17 protein-coding genes and 2 tRNA genes are annotated in these 21,337 nt (G+C 57.0%); 12 read left to right on the top strand and 7 right to left on the bottom strand.

What is annotated here, in order from left to right:
* The first annotated feature begins 24 nt into the window (after positions 1 to 24).
* From ACR0A1_RS02475 to ACR0A1_RS02450, 6 genes are all read left to right on the top strand, one after another.
* Positions 25 to 1,311 carry a homoserine dehydrogenase gene (locus tag ACR0A1_RS02475; protein ID WP_170612477.1) on the top strand — a complete coding sequence of 429 codons (1,287 nt, stop codon included), beginning with the start codon at positions 25 to 27 and terminating at the stop codon, positions 1,309 to 1,311.
* 71 nt (positions 1,312 to 1,382) lie between these two features.
* On the top strand, positions 1,383 to 2,366 hold the full coding sequence (glpX, locus tag ACR0A1_RS02470) for a class II fructose-bisphosphatase (RefSeq protein WP_170422349.1): 984 nt from the start codon (positions 1,383 to 1,385) through the stop codon (positions 2,364 to 2,366).
* A gap of 90 nt (positions 2,367 to 2,456) precedes the next feature.
* A complete protein-coding gene (recJ, locus tag ACR0A1_RS02465; RefSeq protein WP_480866105.1) occupies positions 2,457 to 4,199 on the top strand; it encodes a single-stranded-DNA-specific exonuclease RecJ in 1,743 nt (580 codons plus the stop codon).
* A 109-nt stretch (positions 4,200 to 4,308) separates the two neighbouring features.
* Positions 4,309 to 4,383, top strand: a tRNA-Glu gene (locus ACR0A1_RS02460).
* 22 nt (positions 4,384 to 4,405) lie between these two features.
* A tRNA-Glu gene (locus tag ACR0A1_RS02455) sits at positions 4,406 to 4,480 on the top strand.
* A 214-nt stretch (positions 4,481 to 4,694) separates the two neighbouring features.
* On the top strand, positions 4,695 to 5,486 hold the full coding sequence (locus tag ACR0A1_RS02450; RefSeq protein WP_480436639.1) for an inositol monophosphatase family protein: 792 nt from the start codon (positions 4,695 to 4,697) through the stop codon (positions 5,484 to 5,486).
* Between the two features lie 4 nt (positions 5,487 to 5,490).
* Here ACR0A1_RS02450 and ACR0A1_RS02445 read toward each other — a convergent pair whose 3' ends face one another.
* From ACR0A1_RS02445 to ACR0A1_RS02425, 5 genes are read right to left on the bottom strand one after another with little or no spacing between them, the layout of a single operon-like run.
* A complete protein-coding gene (locus ACR0A1_RS02445) occupies positions 5,491 to 6,057 on the bottom strand; it encodes a histidine phosphatase family protein (RefSeq protein ID WP_223117845.1) in 567 nt (188 codons plus the stop codon).
* Positions 6,058 to 7,119, bottom strand: coding sequence for an ABC transporter ATP-binding protein (locus ACR0A1_RS02440; protein ID WP_223117844.1), 1,062 nt, complete (start codon positions 7,117 to 7,119; stop codon positions 6,058 to 6,060).
* A gap of 11 nt (positions 7,120 to 7,130) precedes the next feature.
* Complete coding sequence (locus ACR0A1_RS02435; protein ID WP_480866101.1) at positions 7,131 to 9,344, bottom strand: ABC transporter permease; 2,214 nt, start codon at positions 9,342 to 9,344, stop codon at positions 7,131 to 7,133.
* A complete protein-coding gene (locus ACR0A1_RS02430) occupies positions 9,345 to 10,370 on the bottom strand; it encodes an ABC transporter substrate-binding protein (protein ID WP_170422361.1) in 1,026 nt (341 codons plus the stop codon).
* Between the two features lie 59 nt (positions 10,371 to 10,429).
* The gene (locus ACR0A1_RS02425) at positions 10,430 to 10,894 is read right to left on the bottom strand and encodes an NUDIX hydrolase (RefSeq protein ID WP_170396245.1); all 465 of its coding nucleotides are present in this window, start codon (positions 10,892 to 10,894) and stop codon (positions 10,430 to 10,432) included.
* 224 nt (positions 10,895 to 11,118) lie between these two features.
* On the opposite strand from ACR0A1_RS02425, the gene ACR0A1_RS02420 reads away from it, so the two are divergent.
* Genes ACR0A1_RS02420 through ACR0A1_RS02395 form a run of 6 tightly spaced genes read left to right on the top strand, consistent with a single transcriptional unit; the run spans position 11,119 to position 16,343 of the window.
* Positions 11,119 to 11,973: a DeoR/GlpR family DNA-binding transcription regulator gene (locus ACR0A1_RS02420; RefSeq protein ID WP_170403399.1), complete on the top strand. Its 855-nt coding sequence runs from the start codon at positions 11,119 to 11,121 to the stop codon at positions 11,971 to 11,973.
* A gap of 13 nt (positions 11,974 to 11,986) precedes the next feature.
* The gene (gene phnD / locus ACR0A1_RS02415) at positions 11,987 to 12,961 is read left to right on the top strand and encodes a phosphate/phosphite/phosphonate ABC transporter substrate-binding protein (RefSeq protein WP_170396240.1); all 975 of its coding nucleotides are present in this window, start codon (positions 11,987 to 11,989) and stop codon (positions 12,959 to 12,961) included.
* Between the two features lie 58 nt (positions 12,962 to 13,019).
* Positions 13,020 to 13,814: a phosphonate ABC transporter ATP-binding protein gene (gene phnC, locus ACR0A1_RS02410; RefSeq protein ID WP_170403402.1), complete on the top strand. Its 795-nt coding sequence runs from the start codon at positions 13,020 to 13,022 to the stop codon at positions 13,812 to 13,814.
* Positions 13,811 to 14,626, top strand: a complete 816-nt coding sequence (gene phnE, locus ACR0A1_RS02405; RefSeq protein WP_480866098.1) for a phosphonate ABC transporter, permease protein PhnE — start codon at positions 13,811 to 13,813, stop codon at positions 14,624 to 14,626. Before phnC ends, phnE (ACR0A1_RS02405) begins: the two co-directional genes overlap by 4 nt.
* Positions 14,626 to 15,441: a phosphonate ABC transporter, permease protein PhnE gene (phnE, locus tag ACR0A1_RS02400; protein ID WP_170396234.1), complete on the top strand. Its 816-nt coding sequence runs from the start codon at positions 14,626 to 14,628 to the stop codon at positions 15,439 to 15,441. Before phnE (ACR0A1_RS02405) ends, phnE (ACR0A1_RS02400) begins: the two co-directional genes overlap by 1 nt.
* Positions 15,405 to 16,343, top strand: coding sequence for an HAD-IIA family hydrolase (locus tag ACR0A1_RS02395; protein WP_480866096.1), 939 nt, complete (start codon positions 15,405 to 15,407; stop codon positions 16,341 to 16,343). The genes phnE (ACR0A1_RS02400) and ACR0A1_RS02395 overlap by 37 nt, the downstream gene beginning before the upstream one ends.
* Positions 16,344 to 16,414: 71 nt before the next feature.
* On the opposite strand, the gene ACR0A1_RS02390 is transcribed toward ACR0A1_RS02395, so the two are convergent.
* Positions 16,415 to 20,833 carry a WD40 repeat domain-containing serine/threonine protein kinase gene (locus tag ACR0A1_RS02390; protein WP_480866094.1) on the bottom strand — a complete coding sequence of 1,473 codons (4,419 nt, stop codon included), beginning with the start codon at positions 20,831 to 20,833 and terminating at the stop codon, positions 16,415 to 16,417.
* 15 nt (positions 20,834 to 20,848) lie between these two features.
* Positions 20,849 to 21,313, bottom strand: a complete 465-nt coding sequence (locus tag ACR0A1_RS02385) for a hypothetical protein (protein WP_170396227.1) — start codon at positions 21,311 to 21,313, stop codon at positions 20,849 to 20,851.
* Between the last annotated feature and the right edge of the window lie 24 nt (positions 21,314 to 21,337).

The following is a 21,337-nucleotide window of genomic DNA, read 5'->3' as shown; positions in this document are numbered from 1 at the left end:
TGCGAGCAGAAAGGACCCAAGGGAATGACACAGGCGCTGAGGCTTGGAATTGCCGGATTGGGAACCGTTGGCGTGGGTGTGGTCAAAATTGTGCGTCGTCATGCCGATTTGTTGCACGCCCGCACCGGGCGTCGCATCGAGATCACCGCAGTTTCGGCCCGTGATGCCTGCAAGGACCGTGGCGTAAACCTCTCGGATTATGCATGGGAAACCGATCCCGTTGCATTGGCCAAACGCGAAGACATCGATGTTTTTGTCGAACTGATGGGCGGCGAGAATGGCCCCGCGAAAGCTTCGGTCGAGGCGGCGCTGAACAGTGGCAAGGATGTCGTCACCGCAAACAAGGCACTGCTGGCGATTCATGGGCAGGAACTGGCGGAATTGGCCGAAGCCGCAGGTCGTGTCATTCGCTTCGAAGCGGCTGTCGCGGGTGGTATTCCGGTAATCAAATCTCTGACCGAAGGACTGGCGGGTAACGAGATCACGCGTGTCATGGGCGTCATGAACGGTACCTGCAACTATATTCTGACCCGGATGCAATCGCAGGAGTTGGGCTATAACGCCCTGTTCGAGGAATGCGCGCAGCTTGGCTATCTCGAAGCCGATCCGAATCTGGATGTTGGCGGCATCGACGCGGCGCACAAACTCGCGCTGCTGTCTTCGATTGCCTTTGGCACCAAGCCGAATTTCGATGGGATCGAGATCGAGGGCATTCAGCATATTAGCCTCGATGACATCCATCAGGCCCACGACATGGGGTATCGCATCAAGCTGTTGGGTGTAGCACAGCGAACGGCGCGCGGACTGGAACAGCGGATGCAACCCTGTCTAGTGCCGAGCAATTCTCCGCTAGGTCAGTTGGAAGGCGGAACAAACATGGTTGTGCTGGATGGGGACGCAGTTGAACAAATCGTTCTGCGCGGCCCCGGTGCCGGTGAAGGTCCCACTGCCAGCGCGGTGATGGGCGACGTTTGCGATCTGGCGCGAGGCTTGCATATACCGACATTTGGCCGCCCTGCGACGACCCTACAAGACGCAGCCTCCGCCGTTACTGGCTTACCTGCACCCTACTATCTGCGGCTCGGTCTTCTGGACAAGCCCGGCGCTCTGGCAAAGGTCGCGGCGATTCTGGGCGATGCTGGCGTCTCGATCGACCGGATGCGGCAGTATGGGCACACAGAAAGCACAGCGCCTGTGCTGATCGTGACCCACAAAACCACGCGGGCGACGCTGGACCATGCACTGGATGGCCTGCGCGCCACCGATGTGGTGGCCGGAGAACCCGTCGCCCTGCGTATCGAACAAGTCTGACCCCTTGCGGCCTATGCTGCGCGCAGGCTATGCCGGATAAAACGCCTTAGCTGACCAAAGGATATGCGAAGATGAACGCTGCCAAGATCGATTTCAACGACCGCCTGCTGTCTCTGGGCCTTGCACGGGTGGCAGAACAGGCCGCGCTGGCGTCCGCCTCTCTGGTTGGCCGGGGTGATGAGAAAGCTGCCGATCAGGCTGCCGTCAACGCTATGCGTGAACAACTGAACCTTCTGGACATTGAGGGTGTCGTTGTCATTGGTGAGGGCGAGCGTGATGAAGCGCCGATGCTCTATATCGGCGAAGAGGTTGGCACTGGTAACGGCCCGGGCGTAGACATTGCGCTGGACCCGCTTGAAGGCACAACCCTGACCGCCAAGGATATGCCCAACGCGCTGACCGTCATTGCCATGGGCCCACGCGGCTCAATGCTACACGCTCCGGACGTATACATGGACAAACTGGCCATTGGTCCGGGCTTTCCCGAAGGTGTCGTAAGCTTGGACATGAGCCCGCGCGAGCGAGTTGAAGCGCTGGCCAAGGCCAAAGGCTGTGAGCCTGCGGATATTACCGTATGCATATTGGAGCGTCCTCGCCACGAAGCGATGATTGCTGAAGTCCGCGATACCGGTGCGTCGATCCGCCTGATCACAGATGGCGACGTCGCAGGTGTGATGCATTGCGCCGAAAGCGAAGTGACCGGCATCGACATGTATATGGGTCAAGGTGGTGCGCCCGAGGGTGTGCTTGCCGCAGCCGCGCTGAAATGCATGGGCGGTCAGATCTTTGGCCGCCTGTTGTTCCGTAATGACGACGAACGTGGCCGGGCGGCCAAGGCGGGCATCACCGATCTGGACCGTGTTTATGCACGCGACGAGATGGTAACGGCGGATGTCATCTTTGCCGCTACTGGGGTCACCGGAGGCTCACTGCTGCCGCGCATCAAGCGGGAACCGGGTTGGGTTGAAACAACGACGCTGCTCATGCGATCAAAAACGGGCTCGGTGCGGCGGATGTCCTACCGCACGCCGATGTGGCCACACAACGAAGCATAGCGGCTTGCGCCAGCGCCTTCAGCAAGAGTATTCATAAAAGACCAAGAGGCCGGATCCGCAGGGGTCCGGCCTTAGTGCATGAGGTGAGATGTGGCATTTCTGGGCGTAGAGCAATCTCTGACGGGGCGACGCTGGATCGGACCGGGGATTGAGGTCGAGCGGTCAGCAGAAATGATGGCGCAGCAGACAGATCTGCCTCGCGCCGTCTGTCAGGTTTTGGCACGGCGTGGTGTTCCGGTGATGGAGGCCGCCGGTTTCCTGGAACCTAAGTTGAAGGAACTGCTGCCCGATCCGCGATCGATGAAAGATATGGAAGTCGCTGCGGCCCGGTTTCTACAGGCTGTGCGCAAGCGCCAAAAGATCGCAGTGTTTGCTGACTATGATGTGGACGGGGGCAGTTCGGCTGCGTTGTTGTTGGTGTGGCTGCGCCAGATGGGGCTTGACGCGACGCTTTATGTGCCCGACCGGATTGATGAAGGCTATGGGCCAAATGTGCCTGCAATGCAGGAACTTGCGGCTAGCCATGACCTGATCATCTGCGTGGATTGCGGAACGCTGAGCCACGAACCTATCGCGGCGGCGAAGGGTGCGGATGTGATCGTTTTGGATCACCATTTGGGTGCAGAAACCCTGCCGGATTGCGTCGCCGTGGTGAACCCGAACCGACAGGACGAAAGCGGCGATCTGGGCTATCTCTGCGCTGCTGCGGTGGTGTTCCTGATGCTGGTCGAGGCGGGTCGTCAGTTGCGTGAGGCCGGGGCCAAGGGGCCGGATCTGATGGCAATGCTCGATCTGGTGGCGCTGGCCACGGTGGCGGACGTTGCGCCGTTGATCGACGCCAACCGGGCGCTGGTTCGACAGGGCCTGAAAGTGATGACCCAAAGGCAAAGGCCTGGTTTAGTCGCGTTGTCAGACGTGGCGCGCATGGATACCGCGCCCAATAGCTATCATCTGGGGTTTCTTCTGGGGCCGCGCGTCAATGCAGGCGGCCGCATTGGTCAGGCTGATCTTGGCGCGCGGCTGCTGAGCACGGACTCGATCACTGAGGCCGAAGCCTTATCCGAGCGGCTGGATGCCCTGAATTCGGAACGGCGCGAGATCGAAAGCGCGGTCCGCGCGGCGGCCTTGGCGCAAGCCGAGGACCGTGGGCTGGATGCGCCGCTGGTCTGGGCCGCAGGCGACGGTTGGCATCCCGGCGTGGTAGGTATCGTTGCTTCGCGGCTGAAAGAGTCGGCAAACCGGCCCGCTATCGTGATCGGGTTCGACGGGGATGAGGGCAAAGGTTCAGGCAGGTCGATCTCGGGCGTTGATCTGGGCGCGTCGATCCAGCGACTGGCTGCCGAAGGGCTGCTGGTCAAGGGTGGTGGCCACAAGATGGCGGCCGGTCTCACGGTGATGCGTGATCAGTTGGAGCCTGCAATGTCGCGCCTGTCCGAGCTTCTGGCCAAGCAGGGTGCAGGCCAAGGCGGTCCCGCCGACTTGAAACTGGACGGGGCGCTGATGCCCGGGGCCGCGACAGTCGATCTGATCGAACAGGTAGAGAAAGCGGGTCCCTTCGGGGCCGGTGCCCCTGCCCCGCGCTATGCGCTGCCTGATCTGCAAGTGCGCTTTGCTAAACGCGTGGGCGAAACACATTTGAAGCTGTCACTTTCGGATGGAATGTCTGGCGGACTGGATGCCATCGCCTTTGGCGCGTTCGACGGCCCGTTGGGGGATCGCCTGTCTAATCACGGCGGTGCGCGGTTCCATTTCGCGGGTCGGCTTGAGGTGAATACCTGGGGCGGACGACAGAGCGTGCAGCTGCGGCTGGAAGACGCGGCAGAAGCTGTCTGACAACCGTTTCAACGCCGCTCAGGAACGGCCAAAAAAGTTTCACAGCCTTGCGTTTTTCGTCTTGCGGGGGGGGAAGGTAAACCGTAAAAGGCCCTCCACAAGCCAGCGTGGCCCGTTCGTCTATCGGTTAGGACGCCAGGTTTTCAACCTGGAAAGAGGGGTTCGATTCCCCTACGGGCTACCACTTGTGCTTGTCTGGTCTAAATGGCCCGTTCGTCTATCGGTTAGGACGCCAGGTTTTCAACCTGGAAAGAGGGGTTCGATTCCCCTACGGGCTACCATTTTCTTCAATGCTACAATCGTTCCCGGTGACGTATTCTTACAGCATCGTGTTTAGCACGAAACCTGCGCGCCCCGTTTTGAAGACGTGAAATGCGGTTGAAGGCACGCCTGTCAATGGCTGCCCCGGACCGAGTTCACCAGCATTTGGTATTTGCCATTCCATCACCAAGCCTGCACAGTTTTGGCCAACAACAGATATGATTTGGATTCCCAATGGATTACCTCAAAGAACGCAAAGACTTCGCGATCGCGATCTGCAAGGAAGCTGGCACAATCGCCTCCAGATATTTCTCCGACCGGGGCGGTTTGATCGTCGATCAAAAAGGCGCACAGGATTGGGTCAGCGAGGCAGACCGGAATGTCGAAACCTTCATCCGCCAGAGGATCGCCGAGGCTTGGCCCAACGATGGCATATTTGGCGAAGAGCATGGTGAAACACAAGGTTCAAGCGGATTTGACTGGGTGATCGATCCAATCGATGGCACCACGAATTTCGTCAATGGCATTCCGGCCTGGACCATCGTTCTGGCGGGCGTCGCTGAGGAAAATACCGAGATCGGTGTAATCCATGACCCAAATATCAATGAAACCTTCGTAGCCTCGCGCGGAGGCGGGGCAACACTGAATGATGCGCCAATGAGGGTCGCTTCGGGTGTTGCGCTGCATCAAGGAACGGTGGCAGTGGGTTATTCGAACCGGGTGGATAACCGTAACATTGTTCCAATCGTCGCGAACCTGATCGAGCGTGGGGCCATGTTTCACAGAAACGCCAGTGGCGCGCTGTCACTGGCCTATGTCGCAGCGGGCCGGCTGCTTGGCTATGTCGAAGAACATATGAACGCCTGGGATTGTCTGGCTGGTCAATTGATGATCGCGGAAGCAGGCGGCGTGGTTGAAGATCAGGACGCAGGTGTAATGATCCGCAACGGCGGTCGGGTGATCGCTGGTACTCCGGATGTGTTTAATACTTTGCGTGAAATCTCTGAGAACGCATGGCAGGCCTGACAGTCTAGTCGATTGAGCGCCATCCACTCAGCGGTTTAAGGTCCGTTAGATCGGCTTGCCAATAATGGCCTTGCCCGCGCTGGTCATACCCCCGATCGATAGGACGGCCCGACAAGGAGCACCACAGAAGGGTCCCGACGGCCCCATGGGTAACGATGGCGAGGTCAATGCCATCATGCGTTTCGATAATCGAAGTCACTGCCTTGTGTATGCGCCGCTGGGCGGCAACGGCAGTTTCCCAGCCGCGAAAACTGGTGTTGGGGTGGGCAAAGAATGCGTCAGCGGCAGCTTCGAACCGGTCACGCGGCAGAAAACCGGTGGCGCTTCGATCATTCTCGCCAAGTGCGGCATCTTGTTTTATCCGCAGGCTTCGGGGCGCAGCCAGGATGTCGGCCGTCTCGCGGGCCTTTTGCTCGGTGCTGGCCCATAGGTGGGTAACCTCTGCAAAAATTCCGCTGGTTGCGAAGGCCGCAGCGCGGCGGCGACCTACCGCGCTAAGCCCCCAGTCCTGAATGGGGGTGTTCGGGTCAATGATGACCTCGGGGTGCGTGATGATTAGAAGACAGGGCATCTATTCGGGCAAAAGCACCGGACCTTTCTCGGCGAAGGCCATCTGTACTTCTGTACCCGGCTCTAGCGGCGCATCGACATCGTCATGGACTGCAAAGACCTGGCCGAACGCACCGGTCAGAGTGTACTCCATTCGGACACCCACATAGGTGGCTTTGGAGACGGTCGCTACAACCCCTTGCGCGGCTCCGATCACAAGTCGAGAAGGCCGGATGGCGACGGTCGCAGGCCCTTCGGTCAAGCCACGGGATGCCAAGGTATGGCGGTAGCCTTCGATCTCGATGGTGGCCATGTCGCCGTCGACCGAGATGATCTGGCAGGCAAGCAGATTGGCCTCACCAATAAAATCCGCAACGAAGCGATCATTTGGGGCGTCATAAAGCTGGCGAGGCGTGCCAATCTGGGCAATCGCGGCATTCCGCATCACGACGATTTCGTCGGACACCGCCAGAGCCTCTTCCTGATCGTGTGTCACGTAGACGACGGTCAGGCCAAGGTCTTGCTGAATGGCCCGGATGTCCTCGCGCACTTGGCGGCGTAGTTTCGCGTCGAGGTTCGAAAGCGGTTCATCAAACAACAGCACCTGTGGTTCCAACACCAAAGCCCGCGCTACAGCGACGCGCTGCTGTTGGCCACCAGACAATTCTGACGGGAGACGGCCGTCAAAACCTTTCAGGCCAACCAGCTCTAAACCGTCCAACGCGCGGCGGCGGGCCTCGTCTTTAGCAAAGCCCGAGAACGTGAGGCCATACATCACGTTCTCAAGCACGCTCATATGAGGAAACAGCGCGTAGGACTGGAACACCATGGATACGTCGCGGTCCGTCGCGGGCAGTTTGGTCACATCGCGATCCCCGATGGTAATCTTTCCCGAGGTGGCCATTTCGAGCCCCGCGATCATCCTCAACGTCGTCGTCTTGCCGCAGCCCGACGGGCCCAACAGCGTGACCAGCTTTCCGGCTTCGACATGCAGGTTAATGTTGTCAACGGCAACGACATCCTTGCCAAACATCTTTGTCACGGACTCGAACCGAACCGGCGCGGCTTTGGACTGCAGGCTCATGTCAAACTCTCCTAAACATTGGTCCGCGACTGCGTCATTCGTCGCCCGATCTTGGTCCGACCCACGATCAGCTGCATCAGGGCAACCACTGACAGCATCACAAAGATCAGTGTGGTGGAATAGGCGATGGCGAGACCATAGTCGTTATTCTCGACCCGCCCGATGATATAGCTGGTCGCCATGTCATATTCCGCGCTGACCAGAAAGATCACGGCCGAAATCGCCGTCATGGCCCGCACGAAACTGTAGACAAGGGCGGCAAGAATTGCCGGGCGTAGCAGAGGCAGGATGATCCGGCGGAAAGTCTGCCAGGAATTTGCCCCGAGGGTCAGAGATGACTCGTCAAGACTGCGATCCAGTTGCGACATGCTGGCGATGCCGGCTCGGACACCGACCGGCATATTGCGGAAGATGAAGCTGACAACAAGGATGACACCCGTGCCCGTAATCTCGATCGGTGGCACGTTGAAGGCGAGAATGTAGCTGACACCGATCACCGTGCCAGGGATGGCAAAGGACAGCATGGTGCCGAACTCAAAGGCATCTTTACCCGCGAAACTCTGTCGGGTCAGAAGGTAGGCCGTCACGAGCCCCACGGCAGCCGTCAGTGGAGCAGCAATTGCGGCGATGGTGATAGTCGTCCAGAAACTGTCCCATGCGGCTCCTGTCCAGCGAATACCCTCTGCTTCAAACCGAACCGAGAAGGCAGTGACGTAGTGCTTGAACGTCAGGGAATTATTGACTCCCCACAGTTCAACCACGCTGCCGTAGACGATCATGGCGTAGACGACGATGGTAAACACCGCCCAGCCAAGGGCGACGGTTAGCACCGGGATGGAAAGGCCGGTTGGCATCAATGGATGTACGCCAGCGTCACCTTTGCCCGTGACTGTGGTGTAGCTTTTCTTACCCAGCCAGGCTCGCTGCGCGTAGAAGGCTGAAAGCGTGAAGAACAGAAGCACCATGGCCAGAACCGCAGCGCGGCCTTGATCATATTGCGCACCAACAATTGCAAAGAAAATCTCGGTCGACAGCACATCGAAATTGCCACCTAGCACAAGTGGGTTGCCGAAATCGGCCATGCTTTCGATGAAGCCCAGAAGGAAAGCATTGGCAAGGCCAGGGCGCATTAACGGTAGGGACACGGTTTTGAACGTCTGCCATCTATTCGCGCGCAATGTCTGGGCCGCTTCTTCCATCGAGGGAGACACCCCTTCAACGACGCCAATCAGCACAAGGAAGGCGATGGGTGTAAATGCCAACGTCTGCGCAATCAGAACACCCGGCATGCCATACAGCCAGCGAGTGGGTTGGGTGCCGAACAATTCGGCAAAGAACTGCGTTACTGAACCCGACAATCCAAACAGCAGGATCAGCGCTAGGCCGATCACGAACGGTGGCGTGATAATCGGCAGAACCGTCAGTGCGCGCAACGCGCGCTTGTACCGAAAGCCCGAGCGGGTCACGACAAGCGCAAAGCACAAGCCGAGCGCAGTGGTGATGAAGCCGACGAGGATGGCCAGAAACAGTGAGTTCCATGCCGCCCCGCATCGTGTGCCCCAGAAACATCCCAGCCCCCAAAGCCGGTCGTCAAAGAATTTCGAGAAGAACACTGCGATGGAGTACGCGCCCTCTTCCGTCACAAAGGCAGCAAACAGCATCTTGGCGATAGGAAAGAATACAAACGCGGTGACGATGGTGATCACACCACCGATGGCGCTGACCACGAAGACATCTCCGTTAATCGCCCCACGTGCGGCGACACCCTGGGTCAGAAGGAACAGAAAACTCGACGCGCAGATCATCGCGCCATAGCCCATGCCGAATTGCCGATCACCGAGCTCTCCGAACAAGGCTTCCAGCCAATCGAAATTGTAGCCTCGGATTCCGATGCTGAACCCTTGTGCGATCAGCCAGCCGAAGCCCATTGCCCCTGACAGGATCAGAATGCGCGCATAAAGCGGATCTGATTTGGCGCGTCTTAACACCAGAAGTGGCAGCAAGAGTGCAATAAGAAGCGGAGCAAGCCACAGCTTTTCACCCTGCCCAATTAGAAAGGCAGCAGGCGCATAATCTTCGTCGAAAGGGTAGCCGTCCAGCAGCCACTCGAACGACCACAGGCCACCGTCAACCATGTACCACGGCAGCAGGCAGAATCCGACCCACCCGGCGATGACCCAGAAGATCAGAACCGGATGGGTCGTTTTTGTCGTGTCGTCAGTCATTTACTGCGGCAGTACCGAAACCTCTTCGTCCCATTTCTGCAGCAAGCGCTTGCGCTCATCCGACGAGCCGTATTTCTTGAAGTCATAGTCGATCAGCTTGATCTGGCTCATGTCAGGCGCGCTTTCCGAAGTTTCAGCACCTTTGTTTGACGGCACTTGGAAGGCATTTACCTGAAGGGCGAGGTTCTGCGCCTCGGGCGACAATGCCCAGTCATAGAACTTTTTGGCCTCATCTTCGTTGCGCGCGCCTTCGATGATCGACATCGAACCGATCTCGTAACCAGTACCTTCACATGGCGCGACGACTTTGATCGGGAAACCCGATACCGCCTGCTTTACTGCGTCATGCATGAAAACGATACCAATTGTATTCTCGCCTCGACCAGCAGCCTTGATCGGTGCCGAGCCCGACTTGGTGTATTGGTTGATGTTCGAATGCAGCCCCTTCATGAACTCAAATCCTTCGTCCTCGCCGAAGATTTGCACCATCGAGGCCAGGGTCGTGTAGGCCGTACCTGATGAGTTCGGGTTCGCCATCTGAACGTGCCCCTTGTACTCGGGCTTCAGAAGGTCCTTCCAGCAAGCAGGTTCGGGAAGGTTGTTCGCGGCGACAAGATCGGCATTGTAGCCGTAACCAAGCGCACCTGAATAGATGCCGATGGTCTTGTTACCCGCGCTTTCCGCCTGAGAAATCGCCCAATCATGAAGCTGGTCACGCATCGGCGACATGTATTCCATCGTCAGGCCCTCTTCTGCGGCCTGTAGATGTGGATCACCGGTACCGCCCCACCAGACATCACCCTTGGGGTTGGAGCTTTCTGCACGGATCTGAGCAAAGGTCTCACCTGAGGATTTACGGGTCATGTTGACGTCGATGCCGGTCGCGTCCTCAAAACTGCGCGCCATAAGCTGGCACCAATCCTCTTGCGCAGAACAATAAAGTGTCAACTTGTCAGCCTGTGCCGCTGACATCGATGCGGCAAGGGCAATAAGCGATCCCAACGTTGTGGATGTAAATTTCTTCATTGATTTCTCTCCCTTTAAGTTCACTGCGTCCGGATTTCCCGGCTCTTATATGCCCTTCCTCATGCGGCCTTTCGCAATTTTTCGATAACAGCCAACGTCTCTTGATTATCTGACAGGCTCTTTAACAAACGCGCCAGTTCTTTCTCTTCGACAAGCTTTGCGGCCTTGGCAGGCGAGAACCAGTGGCGCTTGCGTTCGTCGCGTTCCTTCCAACGGCGTTTGAGCCGTTCCACAATCAACGGATAAAGCGTTACGCGGCAAGGCACGCTGCTTTTACCCTCGTATCGCTTGTCATAGTGAAAGCACCCGATCGATTTCTTGGAGATAAAGCCAACCGCTCCGGCCTCTTCCAAAGCTTCGATTTCAGCGGCATGCCAAGGCTTCTTACCATCCATCATCCAACCTTTGGGGATGACCCACCGCCCCCGGTCACGCGAAGTGACCATGAGAACCCGCAGCTTGTCGGACTTGTCCCATCGCACTGGAAGCGCACCGATCTGATCTGTGAATTCGGTCTTGCTCATGCGCGCGCTCTTGGCTCTGGCACTACGCAAAGGGCAATGGCAACACATACGTGCTGTTGAACAAGGTGGCTACATCCAGAACGCCGGTGCACTTCGATTGCTACGCCTCGAAATAGAAACAGTTCTTTGAAGTCTCACAATGAATCGTGGGCTTTGCAACAGAAATTGTTGCAAAACGACTGAAACGCCACAAAAGTGAAATTGAAACCGAGTCGGATTGCCAGATGCCCAAAGCGGAAACGCGCGATAAGAAAACCAACAAGGGCCAGAGTCGGTTCAAGAAATCCGACCGCCGCCGTGAGATATTGTTGGAGTTGAAGCTTCGCCCGCACGTCCGGATCAGCGAATTGGCGCAGCGTTTCAATGTTTCGGCGGAAACGGTGCGCAGGGATTTTGATGCCCTGGCCGATGATGGGCTGATCTCGCGGGCGCATGGCGGTGCCTCTGCCCCGATACAAGGACGTTATCCAAGTCTGGATGAGCGCACCCACGCCCGCCTTGATGAGCGTGAAAAGATCGGCAAATGCGCAGCTGACCTGATTCAGGAAGGCGAGACGGTGATGATCGATTCCGGCTCAACCACGATCGAGATGGCCCGTATGTTGGCGTATCGGGGCATTCACTGCACGGCAATTACGAATTCGATACCGGTGGCCATGACCCTTGGTCACGCACCCGTTGAAGTCATTTTATGCCCAGGCGAATATCTGACCGCCGAGTCCGCCACGATCGGGACAGATACACTGGATTTCCTGTCTCGTTTCAACGTCGATCGCTGCATGATTGGCGCGTCCGGCCTGTCAGAAGAAGGGCCGTCAGAAACCGTGCGCGGTTTCGCAACCGTCAAACGGATGATGCTGGCACGCGCCGCGACGCGACATCTTCTGATCGGGTCCGAGAAATTCGACCGCAAAGGTTTGACCCGTGTGGGCGACCTTGACGGGCTGAATTCAATCGTAACTGATACCAAACCAACAGGGGATTTGCTTGGCGCGATCAACGACGCCGGGGTGAAGATTCTTGTCGCTGAGCAGTCCTTGCAAAGAACGACAAACCGTGGACAGAAAAGCCACGCATGACTGGGAGGAAGAAATGAAATTTGATATCAAACTACTGATCGGAGCTTCCGCAATCGCGCTCTTGTCACTGTCGGGCACGGCTTCGGCGCAAGACTGCCCGCGCGGTGATCTGGATGCGCGGTTCTGCGATGCCGATGGCGATCTGATCGCGGATATCCCCGCTGATCCTGCCGATCAGATTGATCCTGATACTCTGATCTTTGCCTACACCCCGGTTGAAGACCCTGCCGTATACAAAACTGCTTGGTCGGACTTTCTTGATCATCTGAAAGCGGAAACTGGCAAAGACGTTGTTTTCTTTCCAGTTCAGAACAACGCGGCCCAGATTGAGGCCATGCGTTCGGGGCGTCTGCATATTGCGGGCTTCAATACCGGTTCAAACCCGTTGGCCGTGAACTGTGCTGGTTTCCGACCCTTCACGATCATGGCGTCGAAAGACGGAAACTTCGGATACGAGATGGAGATCATCACCTATCCCGGTTCAGGCATCGAAAAGGTTGAGGATATCAAGGGCAAGCAATTGGCCTTTACTTCTCCTACTTCGAACTCGGGCTTCAAAGCGCCCTCGGCGATCCTGAAAAGCGACTTTGATCTGCTACCCGAACGCGATTTTGAGCCGGTTTATTCGGGCAAGCACGACAACTCGATCCTGGGTGTCGCCAATAAGGACTATCTGGCCGCCTCGATCGCAAATTCCGTCAAGTCGCGGATGATCTCGCGCGATGTGATCAACGAAGACGACGTCATTACGATCTACAAGTCGCAGACCTTCCCGACGACAGGCTTTGGAACCGTGTACAACCTGACGCCGGAACTGCAGGAGAAAATCCGCAATGCCTTCTTCAGCTTCGACTGGGAGGGAACGACGCTTGAGGCTGAGTTCTCGAAATCGAATGAAGGTCAGTTCCTTGAGATGACCTATCAGGAGTTCTGGGACGTCATCCGCAAGATCGACGCGGCCAACGGCGTTTCCTACGCCTGCCAGTAATCGATACTACATCCAACGGGCCCTGCGGGGCCCGTTACCACCCGAACCGGGGGCATAAATGCTGCGGCTTCAAAAGCTTACAAAAACTTATAAAACCGGCGATCAGGCCCTGAAGGCGATCGATCTAGATGTGCCAAAGGGCCAGGTTCTGGCGCTGATCGGGCCTTCTGGTGCTGGCAAATCCACCATGATCCGCTGCATTAACCGTTTGGTTGAACCCACGAGTGGCGAGGTTCTGCTGGACGACGTGGACCTGGTCAAACTCGGCTCGGGCGCGCTGCGGAAAGCACGTCGTGAAATGGGGATGATCTTTCAGGAATACGCACTGGTTGAACGTCTGACCGTCATGGAAAATGTACTGTCGGGACGGCTGGGATATGTTGGGTTTTGGCGGAGCTTCCTGCGACGTTACCCCCAGTCTGACGTGGATGAAGCATTCCGCCTGCTGGATCGCGTGGGTCTGTTGCATATGGCCGACAAACGCGCGGACGAACTGTCAGGTGGTCAGCGTCAGCGGGTTGGAATATGCCGGGCGCTAATCCAAAATCCCAAACTTCTGCTGGTCGATGAACCGACCGCCTCACTGGACCCAAAAACCAGCCGTCAGATCATGCGCTTGATTACCGAGCTGTGTCAGGAACGCGGATTAGCCGCGATAATCAACATTCATGACGTGGCCCTTGCGCAAATGTTCGTACCGCGCGTCGTTGGCCTACGCTTTGGTGAAATCGTATTTGACGGCCTCCCCTCTGGGCTTACGCCTGACAAGTTGACCGAAATCTATGGCGAAGAAGACTGGGAAGCGACCATAGAGAAAGTTGAAGACGACGAAGAGATCGAGGCCGCGGAATGAGCCATCCCGAACTTGATGACCTGCTGGGCAAAGGCTGGCGGAAATCGGCCTTCGTCAAAAACGCCTTACTGCGCTGGACCTTGATCGTTGGATTCGTCGCCTATCTGATTGCGGCATTTATGACCATCGAGGTGGATTGGGGCCGGGTTTATGAAGGCTTGGATCGCGGTTGGGCTTTTGTCCTTGCTTTCACAAGCCCGGATTTCATATCGCGCTGGAGCGATATCTGGAGCGGTCTTCTCGAGAGCATCGTGATGACGGTTGCAGCGTCGGTGGTGGGCATCCTGATATCGATCCCGATCGGACTGGGCGCTGCACGCAATATTGCGCCTCTCCCAGTCTATGTGATCTGCCGAGGCATTGTTGCGATCAGCCGCGCCCTGCAAGAGATCATCGTCGCCATTCTTCTGGTTGCCATCTTTGGGTTCGGACCTTTGGCCGGCTTCCTGACACTGTCCTTCGCCACTATCGGTTTCCTGTCCAAGCTCTTGGCTGAAGACATCGAGGCCATGGACAAAGTGCAGGCCGAGGCGATCAAAGCCTCGGGCGCGCGATGGATGCAATGGATCAACTACGGCGTGCAGCCGCAGGTCATGCCGCGACTGGTCGGGCTGTCGATGTACAGGATCGATATCAACTTTCGCGAAAGTGCAATTCTTGGGCTTGTGGGGGCCGGCGGCATTGGTGCAACGCTGAATACGGCGTTTGACCGTTATGAGTATGACACTGCGGCAGCCATTCTGATCCTGATCATCGGGATCGTCATGGCGCTCGAATACCTCTCGGGTATCATCCGCGCGAGGGTCCAGTAATGCCAGTGCTTGAACATGAAGGTACGCAAATCTGGCGCAGACGCACGACCGGTCAAAGCCTTGTGCGTTGGTTTTGCTGGCTGTTGGGTGTGGCGGTCTTTGTCTACTGCTGGCAGATCATCTCGGCCTCGACGACATGGTTCTTTGTGTGGGACGCACCCCGGATCGCGAACGATATCTGGACCCGCGCGACACCACCAAAGTGGGATTACATCACGCAGTTAGGCCGCCCGATCTGGGACACGCTGAACATCGCCACACTTGGTACGATCATTGCGCTGTTCCTTGCCGTACCGGTCGCCTTTCTGGCCGCCCGCAACACCACGCCGTCGGCCGTGTTCATCCGCCCCATCGCGTTACTGATCATCGTCTCAACCCGCTCGATCAACTCGCTAATCTGGGCGCTTTTGTTAATCGCAATCATTGGACCCGGAGTATTCGCAGGTGTTATCGCCATAGCCATTCGTTCGATCGGCTTCTGCGCCAAGCTTCTCTATGAAGCCATCGAGGAAATTGATCACACCCAAGTCGAAGCCATCACCGCCACCGGCGCATCCCGCTGGCAGGTCATGGCATATGGAATCGTCCCGCAAATATTGCCCGCCTTTGCCGGGATCGCCGTATTCCGCTGGGACATCAATATTCGCGAGTCTACGGTTCTTGGCCTTGTTGGCGCAGGCGGCATCGGGCTGCAATTGTCGGCGTCGCTGAACGTTCTGGCATGGCCGCAGGTCAGCCTTATCCTGATCGTCATTCTGATTGCCGTCATGATCAGCGAATGGGTGTCTGCCAAAGTACGAGGGGCAATTATTTGAGCCGCTTCACGACCCAAGAGGCTTTCGAAGCCTACGAGGCCGTTCGGCATCGACTTCCAGCTGCTGAACCGGCTGTTCAATCCTATCAGCATGCGAACACTTTGATGGATATTGCTGAAGGCTTCGATGTATTCCTTCTGGATGCGTTCGGTGTCCTCAATATCGGCGAGACTGCAATTCCCGGTACAGCCGCACGGATTGATCAGCTCAAAGCCATGGGTAAACGTGTTCTGGTCGTCTCGAATGCAGCTGGTCTCCCTCATGCGGCGCTCGTCGAGAAATACGCCCGGCTGGGATATGATTTTGCGTCAGAGGATATCATCACAAGCCGCGCAACAATGCTGGCTGAGCTGGGCGGTCAACGCGCGCTGCACTGGGGTTTGATGGCAACACCCAGCACCGGCCTTCGCGATCTGGAAGATTTGAACCTGACTTATCTCGATGACGATCCCGAGCCCTATGACTCGGTTGAGGGGTTTCTGATGATCGGCTCAGCCGTCTGGACCGAGGCACGTCAGGCCCATTTGGAAGCAGCCCTGCTAAAACGCCAGCGTCCGGTATTGGTTGGAAATCCGGACATAGTCGCACCACGCGAGCACGGATTTTCAGACGAACCCGGTCTGTTCGCGCACCGTCTTGCCGATCGAACCGGCGTTGTACCCGAATTCTTCGGCAAGCCATTTGAGAATATTTTTGACTTGGCTTTTAAGCGACTTGGCCGGGTCGATAAAACTCGCGTGCTTATGGTTGGTGACAGCTTGCATACCGACATATTGGGGGCCCATGCTGCCGGAATCGCCTCGGCCCTGATTTCGGGGTACGGTTTTTTCGCAGGGCATGACGTCGATGACGCAATCACACAGGCGCAAATCATGCCGGATTTCGTTGTGAACCGACCATAATCTGATCACGCCTGCTTAGTTCCGCTTCAAATCCAAGCGTCCGTCAGTGCTTTTCAATACTCGCCATGTGATCAATCCGCGAAGGCATCACAGGTCGTTGTTGGCTCATCGCTTCCCAAATACTGAACCCTGCGCCCTTCGTCGAAGGTTGGACTGCCCAACGCACATGCGATCTCTAAGCTCAACCTGTCCCAAACCCGAACATCACCAGCTTCGCTGGTTGTCGCAAAAGAATTTCCGTCAGGTGCCAGCGCGATACGCCAGGTCGGGCCTGCATGGATCTTTTCGACAGGCATGAGCCGACGGTGCGTCGCGGTATCCCACCAATGCAGTTCCCCAGATCGGTCGATTGCCACCAAGGTTGCCTCATCCGCCAAAAAGGCAACATCCGTCGCCCCACCCTTATGGCCACCATAAGCGGCAAGCTCTTCGCCGGTTTCAACATCCCAGACCTTGACCACCTCATCGCTGGAAGCAGTTGCAGCCTGTGTGCCATCACGACTGAAAGCAACACTCCAAAGCGTATTGTCATCAGCTTCGATCACTCTGATCAACTGACCGTCGCCAATCGACCAAATATAGACCTTTCCATCCACCGAGGCCGCTGCCAGCATGCTGCCATCTTCAGAGACGGCGACACGATTTGCCTGAATGTCAGCTGGCGCAAAGCTCTTGACCAAATCAGCGTCTGAGATATCGATTTGCAGCACTCCATCTCCTGTCGCCACAAAGACCTCGGGACCTGACCCCGGCATGATCGACCAGACGGGAGCCTGCCCCAGATCGAGTTGATTTTTCAGCCGCATCGCAGCCATGTCCCAGATTTTCAAGCCGCCTTCGCGATCACCAGTCACCATGGTTTTGCCATCCAGCGAGAAAGAGATCGCCCACACCTGGCTTTCATGCCCCTTCAGCTGCATGGGTTTCATGGAAGCCCCCATCTTCCAGACCCAGATGTTCCCCTCACTGTCACCGATGGCTATAGACTTTGCATCCGGCGTATAAGCGACGCCCAGCGCCTTTGCCCCGTTCTGCAAAACAAGCGTGTCTTTGCCGCCGGGGTCGGTCCCAATCCGCCAGAGACGTACCTGCTGATCCCGGCCCAAAGTCGCCAGCAACGGGGCATTTTGGGCAACTTCAAGGTCCACAACCCTCTGACTGTGCGCTTGCACCACATCGCCAACACGTTCCATGTTTGAATTTTCCAATCGCAGCGTTCCGTCTGCCCCTGCCCCTACCAGCAGATTGTCCGGCGCGGTAAATGCTGCTGCTACGATGTCGGTACTATCTGAAAAACGATCAACAATTGGAGAACCATCCGGAAAACCAATCGTCGTGACCTTCCCGTTCGTATGGGATACCGCGAATGTTCTCCCGTCGCGGCTGAAGGACAGGTGATCGGGGTCAGGCCCCAGCGGACCGCCCGGTATCGGCGGAAATGCAGGCGTAGCCTTTGCGTCGACCCAGCCGAATATGCCACCATCGACATTTCCGGCAACAAGTCCTTCTGAAACGGGCGAAAACGCGACCTTTTTGAAGCCCAGCGGCATTTTCGCCAATGGCTCTCCAATTTGCATTCCATTGGAAACGTTCCAGAGGCGAACGGTCCCGTCACCGGTCGCCGACGCGATACGCTTGCCGGTGGAATCAAAGGCCACGCCAAATGCGACGTCATTGCCAGAGAACAGTGTCGTGATCGGGCCGTATCTGGCCGAACCAACATTCCAAAGGCGGACATCCCCATCCGTTGCCGCTGAAACCAGCAACTCTCCATCGGGAGAGAATGCAACATCCCTTATCCCGCCGGAATGCCCCACCAGTTCAGCAATAACCGCTCCGCCGGATTCAGCCCTATGAACCACGATGCGCCCATCACGCAATCCAACTGCAACACGCGTACCAGATGCATCAATAGCCATCGTCTGCGCGTCACCAACCGTAAACGGGCTGCCCAATGGGACAAGCCCACCCTCACCCAGATTTTGCCGAGCCATCAGCATCGCCGCCCGCGCTTCTGATGTCGAACCGGCAGTTTCGGCTCGGACAATCGCTTCGGCGCTGAGTGACAGGGCTAGCAAGGGATCTGTATCCGATAACCCGTTCGCCGCAGCGCCTAGCGCCCTTGCGAACCTTTCATTGGCTTCAGCTGTTGCGGCAACGGCCATCTGTCTGTTGCTTTCGGCAAGGTTGGACGCGCGGATAGCCAAGAAAGACGAAACCGTTGCGCCAATGGCAAGCAAGGCAAGGGCAGCAACGGCAACTTGATTGATACGTCGACGCCGACGCCGGCGCATCTTGGATGCAGCCTGCGCTTGGTCACGCGCATCTCGTGCAGCGCCCAGAAATTCCCGCTCTAACGCACCGAGGATATTCTGGTTCTTCACCGACCATTCTTCAGCCGACAACAACCTTGTGCCGCGATAAAGTAAATCGGGCTCGCGATTTTCAACATCCCACTCTGCAGCGTCATGCTGAATACGCTGACGCATGCGCAGATCATCGCGGCTTTCTTCGATCCATGAATTAAGTCGCGGCCATGTACGCAGCAGCGCCTCATGCGCAATCTGAACATTTTTGTCATCCAGCGTCAGCAACCGCGCATCTGTCAAAGCTTCAACGACCCGCCGCGTTGTGTCCGGGTCCGAGTCGCGCTCGATCTCATCGATCGGCAACAACCGCCGTGTGTCCGGAGTCCCCTCGCCGGGCGTAACCAGACGCAAGAATAGCCGCCGGGTTGCCTCTTGCTGAACTTTGTCAAAAACGTCTGTAAAAAGTGTCTCTGCTGTCTGGCTGATTGCCCCTGTGACACCACCGGACTGACGGTAGCCGTCCAGAGACATGACCGCACCTTTACGTCGGCTCCATGTTTCGTACAGAGAATGCGCCACCAGCGGGAGCGAACCCGCTTCGCGCCCGGCCTCATCAACGATCGCATCAATAAGGGACCTGTCCATGTGCAAACCAGCTGCATGTGCCGGTTCGCTGATTGCGCGGCGCAGCTCGGGCCGTGTCATCGGCCCGACCAAAAACTGGTTTTCCGAGATTCGATCCGCAAGCCACGGTATCTCTGCACAGGATGCATAAAAGTCCGCACGGATTGTCAGCACGATACGAACGCGGCTATCTGCAGGGTCCGTCATGGCTGACAAAGCTTCGATGAACTTGCTTCTGCGTTCATGTTTGACCAGCGTGAACAATTCTTCGAACTGATCAATGCAGATCAACAACTCTCCTTCATTCGCGGTGGCCAATCGGCGCGCCGCACTCGGATAGGCGATGAAGTCGTTGAGCGAGACCTGAGCCGTAAGGTGAGAATTGTCGCCGATGAGTTGAAAGTACAAATCGGTCATTGGATCGCGCCCGGGGGTAAAAACACAAACGCGCCAGTTTTCGCTACCGGATATCGCGTTGGCAGCGATCGCTGGCAGCAGCCCTGCTCGCAGAACGGATGATTTACCACTGCCGGATGAGCCACCCAGAACCAATATCCGGCTCTGTTGAAGCCGTGTCACAAGTTCCTCAACAAGATCCTCGCGTCCAAAGAAATAATCGGAATCCTCTGGCTGGAACGCGGCGAGCCCTTTGTAGGGGCATTCCACCCTACTTTCCGATATCTGCGTCACCGCTTCGGATGCGGCCTCTCGCCGGTCACGATCCAACGCATCATTCATTGCACTGCGCCAGGACACCATGTCCAGAAAACGCGCCTGCGGGTCCATTGCCATCCCGTGCTCAATACAATCACGCCACATTTCTGGCAGGCTGGAAAGATACTCGGTAACGCGATGGAATGGCGGCGGCGCCTTTCCCGTCAGGACATGCCACATCAGCGCGCTGGCCGAATAGATGTCGGTCATCGGCGTCACGGGTTGCCCGTGCTCAGCTTGTTCTGGCGCTTGATAGAGCGGTGTCCCAGCCATCATGGTCGCGCCGGTCACACCGATCGCTAAATCCTTCGCAATACCGAGATCCGCCAGAAAAACCCTCTCGTCTAGGCCGACCAAAGCATCAGAAACCGTCGTGCTGTTATCGTCTTTGGACCGCTTCACTCGTTGCAGAAGGACATTTGCGGGTTTGACGTCCCGATGCACGACATTCGCGTCGTGAACCGCAGACAAGCCATCTGCCATTGCATCAATCAGTATTTCCACACCTTCGCGTTTGGCCAAAGCAGCGGGGCTTAGACGCTTTAGTCGGTCGGCCAATGTGCCGCGATCCGCGTAGTCCATGACAAAATAGGGCCGCCCGTCCTCCAAACGCCCCACGTCATGCACGGAGACAACGCGCGGAGATCGAATGCGCCGCAACAGACGGGCTTCTTCGAGAAAATGGGTGATGACTTTGTCATTGGTCGCAAGGTTGGCGTGCAGAATCTTGAGGGTTACCGGAACCTCCAACTCGTCATCCCGCGCAAGGACAACCGCCGCGAACCCACCGCTCGCGATTTCACGGTCAACAGCGTAACGGCCGATGAACGCGGGAAAAGTCATGATATTCTTGGCGCTTCAGAGGTGCTCTTGCACATCCACGCAATGATACTTGGTCGCATCCAATATGTTGTGGTCCCTATCGGCAGCAGTAACGCACAGTGTCGTCCCTCCCTCGCGCGCCGATGTCGAGGCCGCCTCCTTCGTCACATAGCTTGGGTAATCATCGTGCCGATGCCACCTGCCCTGAACGGCATTGAATTCGCTTTGGGCATTTCTGCCGACTTGCTCAACGGAATAGCTTTCGCCCCACCATGTATGGAAATGGTTCTTCGATACGTCCGGAGTGAAATTCGCATCGTAGTTCACAAGCAGTTCGTCGCCCTCTTTGGCGACCGATACAATCTGCACCTCACACCCATCCACAGGGCAGGCATTGGGCATCGCTGACTGGGCAGTTGCATCAGCACCAAACAAGAGTGTAGCTGCACCCAGGATCAGAGCGCCCTGACGAAGCTGGTTTCCTGAAGTATTCAATGACATCATTTCCTCCCAATCTTGGTTGAA

The organism is Ruegeria sp. D6, from assembly GCF_056534365.1.
The sequence above is the reverse complement of the archived record's forward strand: the minus strand, read 5'-3'. Positions and strand labels throughout refer to the sequence as shown.

What these genes read in the sequence shown, in the direction of transcription:
- ACR0A1_RS02475 (WP_170612477.1), top strand. Translation starts at nt 25, where the DNA reads ATGACACAGGCGCTGAGGCTTGGAATTGCCGGATTGGGAACCGTTGGC.
- glpX (WP_170422349.1), top strand. Translation starts at nt 1,383, where the DNA reads ATGAACGCTGCCAAGATCGATTTCAACGACCGCCTGCTGTCTCTGGGC.
- ACR0A1_RS02450 (WP_480436639.1), top strand. Translation starts at nt 4,695, where the DNA reads ATGGATTACCTCAAAGAACGCAAAGACTTCGCGATCGCGATCTGCAAG.
- ACR0A1_RS02445 (WP_223117845.1), bottom strand. Translation starts at nt 6,057, where the DNA reads ATGCCCTGTCTTCTAATCATCACGCACCCCGAGGTCATCATTGACCCG.
- ACR0A1_RS02440 (WP_223117844.1), bottom strand. Translation starts at nt 7,119, where the DNA reads ATGAGCCTGCAGTCCAAAGCCGCGCCGGTTCGGTTCGAGTCCGTGACA.
- ACR0A1_RS02435 (WP_480866101.1), bottom strand. Translation starts at nt 9,344, where the DNA reads ATGACTGACGACACGACAAAAACGACCCATCCGGTTCTGATCTTCTGG.
- ACR0A1_RS02430 (WP_170422361.1), bottom strand. Translation starts at nt 10,370, where the DNA reads ATGAAGAAATTTACATCCACAACGTTGGGATCGCTTATTGCCCTTGCC.
- ACR0A1_RS02425 (WP_170396245.1), bottom strand. Translation starts at nt 10,894, where the DNA reads ATGAGCAAGACCGAATTCACAGATCAGATCGGTGCGCTTCCAGTGCGA.
- ACR0A1_RS02420 (WP_170403399.1), top strand. Translation starts at nt 11,119, where the DNA reads ATGCCCAAAGCGGAAACGCGCGATAAGAAAACCAACAAGGGCCAGAGT.
- phnD (WP_170396240.1), top strand. Translation starts at nt 11,987, where the DNA reads ATGAAATTTGATATCAAACTACTGATCGGAGCTTCCGCAATCGCGCTC.
- phnC (WP_170403402.1), top strand. Translation starts at nt 13,020, where the DNA reads ATGCTGCGGCTTCAAAAGCTTACAAAAACTTATAAAACCGGCGATCAG.
- phnE (WP_480866098.1), top strand. Translation starts at nt 13,811, where the DNA reads ATGAGCCATCCCGAACTTGATGACCTGCTGGGCAAAGGCTGGCGGAAA.
- phnE (WP_170396234.1), top strand. Translation starts at nt 14,626, where the DNA reads ATGCCAGTGCTTGAACATGAAGGTACGCAAATCTGGCGCAGACGCACG.
- ACR0A1_RS02395 (WP_480866096.1), top strand. Translation starts at nt 15,405, where the DNA reads ATGGGTGTCTGCCAAAGTACGAGGGGCAATTATTTGAGCCGCTTCACG.
- ACR0A1_RS02390 (WP_480866094.1), bottom strand. Translation starts at nt 20,833, where the DNA reads ATGACTTTTCCCGCGTTCATCGGCCGTTACGCTGTTGACCGTGAAATC.
- ACR0A1_RS02385 (WP_170396227.1), bottom strand. Translation starts at nt 21,313, where the DNA reads ATGTCATTGAATACTTCAGGAAACCAGCTTCGTCAGGGCGCTCTGATC.